Source organism: Bacillus sp. PPSBB_11 (assembly GCF_038023285.1).
Taxonomy (GTDB): Bacteria; Bacillota; Bacilli; order Bacillales; family Bacillaceae; genus Bacillus; species Bacillus altitudinis.
In genome coordinates this window covers 3,436,417-3,449,475 of the sequence record NZ_CP150633.1, presented here as the reverse complement: position 1 = coordinate 3,449,475, position 13,059 = coordinate 3,436,417, and the positions used below count along the sequence as shown (strand labels likewise).

Annotated in this window: 11 protein-coding genes, 1 other RNA gene and 1 riboswitch; all 12 genes read left to right on the top strand. The window is 41.1% G+C overall.

Going from position 1 to position 13,059, the window contains the following annotated elements; all coding sequences use genetic code 11:
• Window positions 1-81 precede the first annotated feature (81 nt).
• The 12 genes from V7L95_RS16850 to pbuX all read left to right on the top strand — a co-directional run bounded on the left by V7L95_RS16850 (window position 82) and on the right by pbuX (window position 13,032).
• A complete protein-coding gene (locus V7L95_RS16850) occupies window positions 82-2,328 on the top strand; it encodes a DEAD/DEAH box helicase (protein ID WP_108611129.1) in 2,247 nt (748 codons plus the stop codon).
• A gap of 23 nt (window positions 2,329-2,351) precedes the next feature.
• Window positions 2,352-3,599, top strand: a complete 1,248-nt coding sequence (locus tag V7L95_RS16845) for a ribonuclease H-like domain-containing protein (RefSeq protein WP_340969071.1) — start codon at window positions 2,352-2,354, stop codon at window positions 3,597-3,599.
• Window positions 3,600-3,913: 314 nt separating this feature from the next.
• Window positions 3,914-4,150 carry a spore coat protein CotD gene (gene cotD, locus V7L95_RS16840; RefSeq protein WP_072368252.1) on the top strand — a complete coding sequence of 79 codons (237 nt, stop codon included), beginning with the start codon at window positions 3,914-3,916 and terminating at the stop codon, window positions 4,148-4,150.
• 49 nt (window positions 4,151-4,199) lie between these two features.
• Window positions 4,200-4,742 carry a DUF1273 domain-containing protein gene (locus V7L95_RS16835; RefSeq protein ID WP_202394241.1) on the top strand — a complete coding sequence of 181 codons (543 nt, stop codon included), beginning with the start codon at window positions 4,200-4,202 and terminating at the stop codon, window positions 4,740-4,742.
• A 75-nt stretch (window positions 4,743-4,817) separates the two neighbouring features.
• Window positions 4,818-5,123, top strand: a complete 306-nt coding sequence (gene gpsB / locus V7L95_RS16830) for a cell division regulator GpsB (protein WP_008344631.1) — start codon at window positions 4,818-4,820, stop codon at window positions 5,121-5,123.
• Window positions 5,124-5,183: 60 nt separating this feature from the next.
• Window positions 5,184-5,565, top strand: an RNA gene (gene rnpB / locus V7L95_RS16825) — RNase P RNA component class B.
• Window positions 5,566-5,673: 108 nt separating this feature from the next.
• On the top strand, window positions 5,674-6,828 hold the full coding sequence (locus V7L95_RS16820; RefSeq protein WP_017359722.1) for a class I SAM-dependent RNA methyltransferase: 1,155 nt from the start codon (window positions 5,674-5,676) through the stop codon (window positions 6,826-6,828).
• Window positions 6,829-6,933: 105 nt separating this feature from the next.
• Window positions 6,934-7,131: a hypothetical protein gene (locus V7L95_RS16815; protein ID WP_017359721.1), complete on the top strand. Its 198-nt coding sequence runs from the start codon at window positions 6,934-6,936 to the stop codon at window positions 7,129-7,131.
• A gap of 75 nt (window positions 7,132-7,206) precedes the next feature.
• Window positions 7,207-9,144: an ATP-dependent DNA helicase gene (locus V7L95_RS16810; protein ID WP_340967461.1), complete on the top strand. Its 1,938-nt coding sequence runs from the start codon at window positions 7,207-7,209 to the stop codon at window positions 9,142-9,144.
• 127 nt (window positions 9,145-9,271) lie between these two features.
• A complete protein-coding gene (locus V7L95_RS16805; RefSeq protein ID WP_017367481.1) occupies window positions 9,272-10,777 on the top strand; it encodes a carboxypeptidase M32 in 1,506 nt (501 codons plus the stop codon).
• Window positions 10,778-10,913: 136 nt separating this feature from the next.
• Window positions 10,914-11,013: riboswitch (purine riboswitch) on the top strand.
• Window positions 11,014-11,131: 118 nt separating this feature from the next.
• Window positions 11,132-11,716, top strand: a complete 585-nt coding sequence (gene xpt, locus V7L95_RS16800) for a xanthine phosphoribosyltransferase (protein ID WP_008346333.1) — start codon at window positions 11,132-11,134, stop codon at window positions 11,714-11,716.
• Window positions 11,713-13,032 (top strand): xanthine permease PbuX, encoded by a 1,320-nt coding sequence (gene pbuX / locus V7L95_RS16795; protein ID WP_340967457.1) that lies wholly within the window; start codon window positions 11,713-11,715, stop codon window positions 13,030-13,032. The genes xpt and pbuX overlap by 4 nt, the downstream gene beginning before the upstream one ends.
• The last annotated feature ends 27 nt before the right edge of the window (window positions 13,033-13,059 follow it).

The following is a 13,059-nucleotide window of genomic DNA, read 5'->3' as shown; positions in this document are numbered from 1 at the left end:
CTCACAAGCGGTGCATCAAAAAATTGCCGCCTAGTCATGCAAACAAATATTCGGTACACTAGAATGAGAGGTGGATACCAGATGAAGAAGAAAACAATGAACGAACTCATAGAAGATTTAAAAAAAGACGAACAGGTCGAGCATTGGCATGAAATTGAAGCGAAGCCTGCACTGACTTCTCCAATTCCTGAAAGAGTCAATGACAGGCTCAAAGTGGCGCTTGAAAAAAGAGGTGTGAGCGAACTGTACATTCATCAAAAGGAAGCCTTTGAACGTGTGATGGATGGTGAGAATGTGGTGACTGTGACACCTACAGCTTCAGGTAAAACGCTTTGCTACAATCTGCCAGTTCTTCAGTCGATCGCAGAAGATCAGACAAGCCGCTCCCTCTATTTATTTCCAACAAAAGCACTTGCGCAAGATCAAAAAAGTGAATTAAACGAAATCATTCATGAGATGGATGTTCCAATTCACAGTGAAACCTATGACGGGGACACCTCCCCAGCGATTCGCCAGCGCGTCAGACAGGCAGGACATATTGTCATCACAAATCCAGATATGCTGCATTCAGCAATTTTGCCTCACCATACGAAATGGGTCAGTTTATTTGAGAACTTAAAGTATATTGTCATTGATGAACTTCATACATACCGAGGCGTGTTTGGCAGTCATGTCGCCAATGTCATTCGCAGACTAAAGCGAATTTGTGCATTTTACGGAAGTGACCCGACCTTTATTTGTACATCAGCGACTATTGCGAATCCGAAAGAGCTTGCAGAGCAGCTGACCGGAAGCAAGGTGCATCTCATTGAACGAAACGGAGCACCTAGCGGTAAAAAGAATTTTGTCTTTTACAACCCGCCAGTCGTCAATAAGCCATTAAATATTAGACAAAGTGCGGCCACTGTTGTGAATCAGCTCGCTAAAACATTTTTAAAAGAAAAAATTCAAACGATTGTTTTTGCTAGAAGTAGGGTAAGAGTTGAAGTCATCCTAAGTCATATTCAAGAACTAGTGAAAAAAGAAATTGGTCCTAAATCGATTCGTGGTTATCGCGGGGGCTATTTGCCGAAAGAGCGGCGCATGATTGAAAAAGGCTTAAGGGAAGGAGACATTCTCGGTGTTGTCAGCACAAACGCACTAGAATTAGGAGTAGATATTGGACAGCTAAAAGTCTGTATCATGACCGGATATCCTGGCAGTGTAGCGAGTACGTGGCAGCAGGCAGGACGAGCTGGAAGGCGTCATGAGGAAGCACTCATTATCATGGTCGCAAGCTCATCGCCACTTGACCAATATATTGTCAGACACCCTGAATACTTCTTTAACAGACCACCTGAATCGGCAAGAATCAATCCTGAGAACCTTATCATCCTAGTCGATCATCTAAAATGTGCGTCCTACGAGCTACCGTTTCGAGAAGATGAACAGTTTGGCGGTATGGAAGTAGAAGAAATTTTGCGATACTTACATGAAGAAGGGGTTCTTCATTTCAGCGGGAACCGTTATTATTGGTCAGATCAATCGTTCCCGGCTCATGGCATCAGTCTGAGATCTGCAAGTCAGGAAAATGTCGTCATTGTCGATCAATCCGATGTAGCGAACGTTCGAATTATTGGGGAGATGGATCGATTCAGTGCGATGACCTTACTTCATGATGAAGCGATTTATTTACATGAAGGGGTTCAGTATCAAGTGGAAAAGCTAGATTATGAGCATCTTAAGGCTTATGTGAAACAAGTCGATGTAGAATATTATACTGATGCGAATTTAGCAGTTCAGCTCAAGGTGCTTGAAATTGATCAAACAACAGAGAAAGAGGCGGTATCTGTTCACTACGGTGATGTGACCGTCAATGCAATGCCGACCATTTTCAAAAAAATTCGATTATCAACCGGGGAAAATATCGGTTCCGGCCCAATTCACTTACCTGAAGAAGAGATTCATACGAGTGCTGCTTGGTTTGAATTACATGAAGCAGAGCGGACATTTGAAGAAAAAACACTTGAACAGCTCTTGCTCGGTATTGCCAATGTTCTTCAGCATATTGTTCCGGCGTTTGTCATGTGTGACCGTTCAGACATTCATGTCATTTCTCAAATAAAGGCAGCCCATACCGGGAAACCGACCGTATTTTTATATGATCATTACCCAGGTGGAATCGGTTTAAGTAAAGAGGTCCAGGCTCGCTTTGATGAAATTGCCCGTGCAGCCACTCAGCTGATTGAGCGATGCAGCTGCGAGAACGGCTGTCCATCTTGTATTGGCATGGAAATGAAAGAGATCGATGGAAAAAGCAGGATCATTCAATTGATGGCAGGATTTTAAGGGAAGGTGGAATAGACGTACTCATGTCATTAAAAGGAAAATTAAACAGAATGAAAAAACACCTGTCGCACAATCAGTCAGATGAAAAGCGTGGGGCAGTAAAAGAGGGGAAAACGCACACTGTGACGGCTGAAACCATTCCATTTCTAAAAGAGTGGGGGGAATTAGGTGCAGCTCCTTACTACTTTGAAGACTCTTTCTGCCTTATTCGGGAAGTGACCTATCCACTTGACCATCAGCATGGACGATATTCATTTGCAGAACTGCCGGAGATGGTGAGTGCATGGAACAAAAGTGAGATTCAGCATTCTCTTTCTGCAAAAGGCTACAAGCCTCACGAGCTATTTTTCTTCGATACAGAAACAACAGGACTGTCTGGCGGAACGGGAAATATGATTTTTCTGCTTGGGCATGCGAGAGTTTATTCAGATAAAGTAGTGGTAAAACAACATCTGCTCACGAATCCAGGAAATGAAGCGGCACTTTACAAAAGCTTTCTTAGTGAGGTGGATGTCGAATCACTTGTGACATATAATGGAAAATCATTTGACTGGCCTCAAGTCAAAACGAGGCATACATTATTACGCGATCAAATACCTGCTTTACCTGAATTTGGTCATTTTGACCTTCTGCATGGGTCAAGGAGATTGTGGAAACATAAATATGAGCGTATGGCTCTTTCGGTTGTAGAAAAAGAGGAACTGCACGTCAATCGAGAGGGAGATACACCGGGGTTCCTCGCACCAATGATCTATTTTCACTTTTTAAAGGAACAAAACCCGAAACTGATTGAAGGAATTTTGACTCACAATGAACTTGATGTCTTATCGTTAATCAGTCTCTACATTCATTTGTCTAAAAAAATCTTATCCAAAGATGCGGTGAAGGAAGACGATGAGAAATATGCATTAGCTAAATGGCATCTTGCTCACCGAGATGTGCAGGAAGCAACAAAGCACCTGCAAGAATTAACGGGAGCAGCGTTTGAGCATGCGGATCAAGCAGCTTATGATCTATCATTACAGTACAAGCGATTAAAACAATGGGATGAAGCGGCATGCATATGGAGGCGTCTATTTGAATCAAGTGATGTTCATGTAAGATTAAAAGCGGGTGTAGAGCTAGCAAAGTATGAAGAACACCGTCAAAAAGATCCAAAAGCAGCCCTTTCCATTACCCAAACATTGTTATCACAACCGTCTTTAAGTGAACGAGACATTGTGGAACTTGACAAGCGAGAAAAGCGGCTCTTAAGAAAAGCTGGGCAATGAAATTATTGCCTGGGAAAGCGCAAAAAATGACAACGTTCGGCTCTCGGCCGAAAATAAAAATTGTTTAGCACTTTTATTGTAGAAAAGTCACGAATCCTGTAAAATAACGTTAGATATTGAATGAGGAGCGTAGAGCATGTATAAGGGTCTTTTCTACTTGTTTTTTCTTGTTGTCATATTGGTCGCTTTTGTTTTTTCAAACTATAAAGATGTTTTTCTTGCAAACTTTTAAAATAGGTTAATGCATTAGTACATGTACACCTCTTGATTCATACATTGTTAATGTAAGAAAATCAAGGAGAGGGGAATGCTACATGTACCATCATCATCATTGCAATCCAAATGTTACACAGCCAATTGTACATCCAACGAATCACTGCTGTACGCATAGTGAGTCAACTACAATTGTGCCGCACATCCACCCGCAGCATGTAACAAATGTTCATCACCAAAATTTCCAACATGTTCACTACTTCCCGCATACGTTTTCTCAGGTGGACCCGGCAACACATCAACACTTTAACTGCGGTGGACCTTGCTGTAACAGATAAAGTGAAATGGGACTTCTATAAGTCCCTTTTTTTAAAAGCAGGTGAAAAAATGAAAATTATTGCTGTCACAGGGTACAAGCCATTTGAGCTTGGGATCTTCAAACAAGACGAGCCTGCACTTCAATACATAAAAGCGGAACTTCGGAAAAGGCTGACGGCACTCATTGAAGACGGGCTGGAATGGGTGCTCATTTCAGGTCAGTTAGGGGCAGAAATATGGACAGCTGAAGTGGTCTTTGAGCTTCAAGAGGAGTTTCCAGATTTAAAACTTGCTGTCATTACACCATTTTATGAACAGGAAGAGCGCTGGAATGAACAAAATAAAGAGCTGTATGAAGGCGTTCTTGCACAAGCTGATTTTGTAGAAAGTGTCACGCATAGACCGTATGAAAGTCCGGCACAATTTAAACAAAAGAACCGCTTTTTTATTGAAAAAACGGACGGCCTTCTCGTCTTATATGATCCCGAGCACGAAGGCTCGCCAAAATATATGATCAAAGAAGCTGAAACCTATACCGACTACCCAATAATGTATATCACAATGGATGATTTAAGAGCACAGGTTGAGGCGGAAGATCCGTTTTTTGACTAAAAGCAAGAGAAAATTTGACAACGTCACGTATTTCTGAAAAAATATACTATGAATTCACGATATGAGGTGAAAAAGATGCTTGCTGATAAAGTAAAGCTTTCTGCGAAAGAAATTTTAGAAAAAGAATTTAAAACAGGTGTCCGAGGGTATAAACAAGAAGAAGTCGATAAATTTCTAGATATGGTCATTAAAGACTATGAGACATTCCATCAAGAAATTGAAAAACTCCAACAAGAAAACCTTCACTTGTCAAAACAGCTTGAAGAAGCGGTTGAGCAAGGGAAAAGACAGCCTGCACAGTCCAATACAACAAACTTTGATATTTTAAAAAGACTATCTAATCTTGAGAAACACGTTTTCGGTAGCAAACTTTATGATTGAGTAATACCAAAAAAGCTTGTGTCAGATGACATTGTCGTTTATAATAACGCATGTTGATTAACGTTCGGGTAATCGCTGTAATGCTTTGACATTGCAGAGGAAAGTCCATGCTCGCACGGTGCTGAGATGCCCGTAGTGTTCGTGCCTGGCGAAAAAATAAGCCAGGGCAGCCTGGGAAAGGCTGACGGCAGGAAAAATGCCTACGTCCTTTTAGGATATGGCAAAGTATCCTTGAAAGTGCCACAGTGACGAAGTCTCACTAGAAATGGTGAGAGTGGAACGCGGTAAACCCCTCGAGCGAGAAACCCAAACTTGGTAGGGGAACTTTCTCAAAGGAACCAAACGGAGAGAAGGACAGAGAATTCTGTAGATAGATGATTACCACCTGAGTACGAGGCTTTTGCCGTTTGTAGTACGATGGAACAAAACATGGCTTACAGAACGTTATATCCGTTATCATAAACATGATGAAATCAAAGCTCTCCTATTTCTACATATGGAGAGCTTTTATCTTGATTAAGAAAAGAACGAGAAAACAGGTGATAAACAAATGAAAACCTATACACTCATCGCAACAGCGCCAATGGGAATTGAAGCGATTGTTGCAAAAGAAGTAAGAGACCTCGGGTATGAGTGCACTGTAGATAACGGAAAAGTTATTTTTCAAGGAGATGCGCTTGCCATCTGCCGTGCGAATCTATGGCTGCGTACAGCAGACCGAATCAAGGTCCAAGTTGCTGAATTTTCGGCTAGAACATTTGACGAGCTTTTTGAGCAGACAAAAGCCATTGACTGGGCTGCTTTTTTACCGAAAAATAGCACATTCCCTGTCATTGGTAAATCTGTTAAATCTCAGCTTGCCAGTGTGCCGGATTGTCAGCGCATCGTCAAAAAGGCTATCGCGCAAAAACTTAGATCGTCTTACAACATACAGTCTGAATGGCTAGAAGAGACAGGCCCTGAATACAAAATCGAGGTAGCGCTTTTAAAAGATAAAGTATTGCTGACGCTTGATACGTCTGGTGTGGGTCTTCATAAACGCGGATACCGTGCAGATCAAGGGGGCGCGCCGATTAAAGAAACCCTTGCAGCGGCGCTTGTCTTATTAACGAACTGGACACCTGACCGTCCGTTTGTCGATCCTTTTTGCGGATCAGGAACAATTGCTATTGAAGCAGCGATGATTGGACAAAACATTGCCCCTGGATTTAACCGTGAGTTCGCATCTGAATCATGGGAATGGATCGGTGAGGACGTTTGGAACAAAGCACGCCTTGAAGTAGAAGAAAAGGCGAATTATGATCAGCCGCTTCACATTATCGCGAGCGATATCGATCATCGTATGGTAGAGATTGCGAAACTGAACGCAGAAGAAGCTGGACTTAGTGAACTGATTCAATTTAAGCAAATGCAAGTGAAGGACTTTCAAACAAAAGAAGAGTATGGTGTGATTGTCGGAAATCCGCCTTACGGTGAACGTCTCAGCGATAAGCCAGCTGTGGAAAAAATGTATCAAGGCATGGGCGAAGCATTGAAAAATCTAGATACGTGGTCCATTTACATTTTAACGTCACATGAAAAATTCGAAGAGTGTTTCGGAAGAAAAGCGACGAAAAAGAGAAAACTGTTTAATGGATTTATTAAAACAGACTATTATCAATACTGGGGAAAACGCCGACCTAGAAGAGAAACAACTGAATCGTAACAAATGTCCACACCACGAGAAGGTGTGGATTTTTTATGCTAAAAAGGTATAAGTCGTCACGGGACGGAATAAACTGAACTTGATTTTAAAAAAAGAGGTGTCTTCATGATTCATTATGATCAATTTCAGTTAATTCAAAAAGCACTCGCTTCAACAGCCCGAGAAATAGAAGGGATTGAAACAGGACAATCTGCTAAACTTACGGCAGCCATCGAGAACTTAGCAATGGCTCAAAACTACATAGACCATTCAGAGCACGCATTTTTAATGAAGGAAAGCTACCAACATCGCCTGCGCTCTTAAAAAAAGATTGTCATACCCCAGCATAAATGGTACTATTGAATGTCTGAATGATTCAAAAGTTGGGGGTTGAAGCAGGTGACAGCGTCTCGTTTGCCTTTTTCATTAACAAAAGAACATAATTTTTACGAAGAACTGGGCAACTGGATTGGTGATGTGTTTTATGACATTTTGCCAGAAAAGGGCTTTGATCTTCGAGATGAACAAATATTCATGGCTTTTCAGTTAGAAAGAGCCTTTAAAGAAAAAAGTGTGATGTTTGCCGAAGCTGGGGTAGGCACAGGCAAAACAATCGTTTATCTTTTATTTGCGGTCACATATGCAAGATATACAGGGAAACCTGCGATCATTGCATGTGCAGATGAAACGTTAATTGAACAGCTGGTCAAACAAGAAGGTGATATCTATAAAATTGCCAATCACCTTGATATTCAAATAGATGCGAGATTAAGTAAATCGCATGATCAATATTTGTGCTTAAAGAAACTAGAGAAAACGATGCAACGTGAAGATGATGAGAAGTGGCTCGACATTTATGAATCGCTTCCTTCATTTGTTCATGAATCTCATGGGATGCAGACATTTTATCCGTACGGTGATCGAAAAGAGTATCCAGAATTAACAAATGATGAGTGGTCAAGAATTGGTTATGACTCTTTTCAGGACTGCTTAACGTGCGACATGCGGCACCGCTGTGGCTTGAATTTATCAAGAGACCATTACCGAAAAGCCACAGACCTCATCATTTGCTCTCATGACTTTTACATGGAGCATGTATGGACAAAGGAGTCACGTAAACGTGAAGGACAGCTGCCGCTCCTTCCTGAGCATAGCTCTGTTGTATTTGACGAAGGACATCTTCTTGAATTTGCAGCACAAAAAGCGCTAACATACCGAGTGAAGCAATCAACACTAGAGACGTTTTTGGAACGTCTTTTGCAAAATGATATTCGTGAAGAGTTTGCAGAACTTGTTGAAGATGCACTTGCAACAAACGATCAGTTCTTTTACCTCTTAAAAACGAATGCCAAAGAAATCAAAGGATCACACCGTCTTGAAATTGGTCGTGTAGATGAGGTGAAGCGTTCAGCAAGTGAATTATGTGATTTGCTTGAGAAGATTGGAGAAGCGCTCGTATTTGAATCAGAGATGTACACAATTGATCAATATGAATTGTCTGTTGTGGAAGAGTACATTGAACAGATGGCGTATTCTCTGTCGCTTTATCAGAAAAATGCCATTAGCTGGCTGGAGAAGCAAGAATTAGATACAACCTTTGTCGTCATGCCAAAAACGGTAGCAGAAGTGCTTGGTGAAAAGGTATTTTCGCAAAAAATCCCTTATATTTTCTCATCTGCTACGTTGTCTGAAAACCAATCATTTGATTATTTAGCTGAAAGCCTTGGGATCAAAGATTACTTATCTATGAGTGTGGCTTCGCCGTATGATTATGAGGAGCAAATGCAAATGTATTTCCACGGAATTCAGCAGCCAATGACAGAGTCAGATGTAAAAGGTCAGCACGTGCTGGCTCAGGTAAAAGAAAATTGCGGTCGATCTCTTATTTTATTCCCTTCATTTGATGAACTGCATGTATTTAGAAAGCAGCTCGATGCATCAAATGAATCACTGCCTTTCCATGTGTATTTTGAAGGAGACGAGGAGATCAGTACCATTGTTCAAAAGTTCCAAGCGGATGAAACATCTGTGTTATGTTCCGTTCACTTGTGGGAAGGGCTGGATATTCCAGGACAGTCTCTAACAAATGTGGTTATTTGGGGACTTCCATATCCACCGCATGACCCAGTATTTGAAGCAAAACGGAATGAAGCGAAAGATGCATTTACTGAAGTGGACCTTCCATACATGCTGCTTCGTCTAAGGCAGGGCATTGGGAGACTGATTCGGACAAGCCAAGATGCTGGCAGCATTCATATTTACTTTGGCAGTCAGAAAGATATTGAGCTACAAAGTAAAATTGAATCCGTTCTGCCAGTAAAGCCAGTGATCTCTTAATGATAGAAAACCATTCAATAAGAGGAGGATACGATCAGCGTATCCTCCTTTTTCATTGACAAAAGAACATTTATTGAAGTAGCCTTGAAACGTACATACATATTTTATTGATTGGGGGAACGAACGCATGAGTCTTGAATCAAAAGAGAAAGCGTTTTATCAATTACTAGGAAAAATCGCCCATTATACAGAGGCGCTTCATTTACTTTATTGGGACTCTCGAACACAAGCGCCTAAAAAAAGCGCTGATTTCAGAGCAGAAACCATCGGTCAATTATCCAGCGATATCTTTAATATGAAGACTTCTGATGAAATGAGAGATCTTCTTGATGCATTAAATAAAGAGAAAGAAAAGCTGTCAAAAGACACGCAGAAGGCACTCGAATTATCGCAAAAAGAATATGATGAAAACAGCAAAATTCCAAAAGAAGAATTTAAAGAATACTCCATTCTACAATCAAAAGCAGAACATGTTTGGGTAGAAGCAAGGGAGAAATCAGATTTTTCACTCTTTGCACCCTATTTAAAACAGCTGATTGATTTTAACAAGCGTTTCATTCAATACTGGGGCGTGAAAAAAACACCATATGATGTGCTTCTCAATAATTATGAGCCGGATATGACGGTTGAACAACTCGATCAAAAATTCGGTGCACTTCGAGACGCCATCGTTCCTCTCGTGAAAAAAATTGAAGCTTCGCCAAATAAACCGGATACTTCGTTTTTATCGAAAAGCTTCCCGATCGACAAACAAAAAGAGCTGAGTCTCTTTTTCTTAAAAGAGTTAGGGTATGATTTTGACGCAGGACGACTTGATACAACGGTTCATCCTTTTGCTGTGACATTAAGCAGAGGGGATGTACGTGTGACGACGCGTTATGATGAGCACGATTTTCGCATGGCGATCTTTGGTACCATTCACGAATGCGGCCACGCCATTTATGAACAAAATATTGATGAGGCACTGAGCGGAACGCTCTTATGTGACGGCACATCAATGGGTATTCATGAATCACAGTCTCTTTTCTTCGAGAACTTTATCGGTAGACATGAAGATTTCTGGAAAACGTATTATCAAAAGCTGCAAGAGGCATCTCCTGAACAATTTAAAGATGTCACTTTAGAAGAATTTGTGCATGCGGTGAATGAATCGAAGCCGACTTACATTCGAATTGAAGCAGATGAACTCACGTATCCGCTTCACATTATTATTCGCTATGAAATTGAAAAAGCCATTTTCAATGAAGAAGTAGCCGTTGAAGATCTGCCAGCGTTATGGAATGAAAAATACCAAGCATATCTTGGCATTACGCCGCCTAACGATGCGCTTGGTATTTTGCAGGATGTTCACTGGTCTGATGGTAGTTTTGGTTATTTCCCTTCATATGCACTTGGTTATATGTATGCGGCGCAATTAAAGCAGCAAATGATCAAAGATTTACCGAATTTTGATGAACTGATTCAAAATGGGTCTTTTGCACCGATAAAAGAATGGCTAACTGAACATGTCCATCAGCATGGAAAACGGAAAAAGCCATCTGAAATCATTCAAGACGCAACTGGTGAAGAATTAAATGTTCAATACTTAATTGATTATTTAACAGATAAGTACACGAAACTATATTTATCATAAATGAAAGGCACCCTTTAATCAAAAGGGTGCTTTTTTGCTGGTTGAATATTCTAAAAACGAACGTTTAAAGCTTAATGATTATTTAAGTTCGGTATTTTTCTAGAAAAGTGCTTTCCAAGCGTCTGAAATCTTGTTATAATTTGAACACTATAACACTCATATAATCGCGTGATAATGGCACGCAAGTTTCTACCGGACACCGATACCGTCCGACTATGAGTGAGCAAAATGAAACAGCTTTTGTATGAGCTGAAGATCCCGTGGATCGTTTTCGCATTGCTTGCTCCTTAATGGACAGCAATGCTTTTTTTATGCAAAAAAATGAAAGTTGCTAATATGCTGGGAGGAAGAATGATGGAATTGTTACGTCAAAAGATCGAGAACGAAGGAATCGTTCTGTCAAATCAAGTGCTAAAGGTAGATGCTTTTTTAAATCATCAAATTGACCCTGTGTTAATGCATGAGATCGGTCAAGAGTTTGCTAGATTATTTAAGCATGATGGAATTACTAAAATTATCACAATCGAATCTTCTGGTATTGCACCTGCTGTCATGGCTGGACTTGCCCTTCATGTGCCAGTTGTTTTTGCCCGAAAGCGGCAATCACTGACTTTAACGGATAACCTTTTGACAGCAAGTGTGTATTCTTTTACCAAAAAAGTAGAAAGTACGATTGCTGTCTCTAACACGCACCTTAGTGAGGATGATTGTGTGTTAATTATCGACGACTTTTTAGCAAATGGAGAAGCCGCTAAGGGACTAGCTGCCATCGCAAAGCAAGCGAAAGCAAAAGTAGCTGGTTTTGGAATTGTTATCGAGAAATCATTCCAGCCTGGAAGAAAAGAACTTGTGCAAATGGGCTATAGAGTCGAGTCACTCGCACGTATCGAATCGCTCGAGGAAGGAAAAGTCACGTTTGTACGCGAGGTACAATCATGAGTGCCGCTAAAAAAGCCAAAACCCTTTCGCTAGGGATACAGCATGTACTGGCGATGTATGCAGGTGCGGTTCTTGTCCCGCTCATTGTAGGAGATGCGCTTGGGCTCACGCCAGCCCAGCTGACGTACTTAATTTCGGCGGATATTTTCATGTGCGGTGCCGCCACACTGCTTCAAGTATGGAAAAACCGCTTTTTTGGCATCGGTTTGCCTGTTGTACTAGGCTGTACATTTACTGCGGTATCTCCTATGATTGCGATTGGCTCTAAATATGGAATTTCGTCTATATATGGAAGTATTATCGCCGCAGGGTGTATTGTCATTGCTCTTTCATTTTTCTTTGGGAAGCTTGTGAAATTCTTCCCGCCCGTTGTCACAGGTTCCGTCGTCACGATCATTGGAATTACCTTAATTCCGGTCGCCATGAACAATATGGCAGGTGGTGAAGGAAGTGCAGACTATGGTTCTTTTGAGAATCTTGGACTTGCTTTTCTTGTATTGTTTATCATTGTCCTTCTCTATCGATTTACAAAGGGATTCATGAAAGCTATTGCCATCTTAATCGGCATTCTACTCGGGACAGCAGTTGCTGCTTTCTTAGGGGAGGTGGAGACAGCAGAAGTGGCGAATGCACAAGTTTTCCGCATCATTGAGCCTTTTTACTTTGGGGTGCCTACTTTTGAATTTGCACCAATCATGACAATGACATTAGTTGCCATTGTGTCATTAGTCGAATCAACGGGTGTATACTTTGCGCTCGGAGATTTAACGAATCGTTCATTAAAAGAGAAGGATTTAGCAAAGGGATATCGTGCAGAGGGAATTGCCGTCTTATTAGGCGGTATCTTCAACGCTTTTCCATACACAGCCTACTCCCAAAACGTTGGATTGATCCAATTAACAGGTGTGAAGAAAAATCAGGTCATTGTGGTGACAGGTGTATTATTAATGGTATTTGGCCTTTTTCCTAAAATCGCGGCATTTACAACGATTATTCCAAAATCCGTTCTAGGCGGTGCAATGGTCGCCATGTTTGGGATGGTCATTGCGTACGGGATTAAAATGCTCTCACGCGTCGATTTTGCCAAACAGGAAAACTTACTCATTGTCGCATGCTCAGTTGGCATCGGGCTCGGAGTAACGGTTGTGCCGCAAATGTTTGAGCATTTGCCAGAATCGATTAAATTGTTAACAAGTAACGGAATTGTCGCCGGAAGCTTTACCGCTATTTTGCTTCATATTATTTATCACATGATTCCTTTTAAAAAAGAAACAGAGAAGGAGCTAATGGAAGAACCTAAGCAATCTGTTATGTAATCACTTCTCTTTGGAGAGCTGAAAGCC

Coding starts and splice junctions, on each gene's coding strand:
- V7L95_RS16850 (WP_108611129.1), top strand. CDS start 82: ATGAAGAAGAAAACAATGAACGAACTCATAGAAGATTTAAAAAAAGAC.
- V7L95_RS16845 (WP_340969071.1), top strand. CDS start 2,352: ATGTCATTAAAAGGAAAATTAAACAGAATGAAAAAACACCTGTCGCAC.
- cotD (WP_072368252.1), top strand. CDS start 3,914: ATGTACCATCATCATCATTGCAATCCAAATGTTACACAGCCAATTGTA.
- V7L95_RS16835 (WP_202394241.1), top strand. CDS start 4,200: ATGAAAATTATTGCTGTCACAGGGTACAAGCCATTTGAGCTTGGGATC.
- gpsB (WP_008344631.1), top strand. CDS start 4,818: ATGCTTGCTGATAAAGTAAAGCTTTCTGCGAAAGAAATTTTAGAAAAA.
- V7L95_RS16820 (WP_017359722.1), top strand. CDS start 5,674: ATGAAAACCTATACACTCATCGCAACAGCGCCAATGGGAATTGAAGCG.
- V7L95_RS16815 (WP_017359721.1), top strand. CDS start 6,934: ATGATTCATTATGATCAATTTCAGTTAATTCAAAAAGCACTCGCTTCA.
- V7L95_RS16805 (WP_017367481.1), top strand. CDS start 9,272: ATGAGTCTTGAATCAAAAGAGAAAGCGTTTTATCAATTACTAGGAAAA.
- xpt (WP_008346333.1), top strand. CDS start 11,132: ATGGAATTGTTACGTCAAAAGATCGAGAACGAAGGAATCGTTCTGTCA.
- pbuX (WP_340967457.1), top strand. CDS start 11,713: ATGAGTGCCGCTAAAAAAGCCAAAACCCTTTCGCTAGGGATACAGCAT.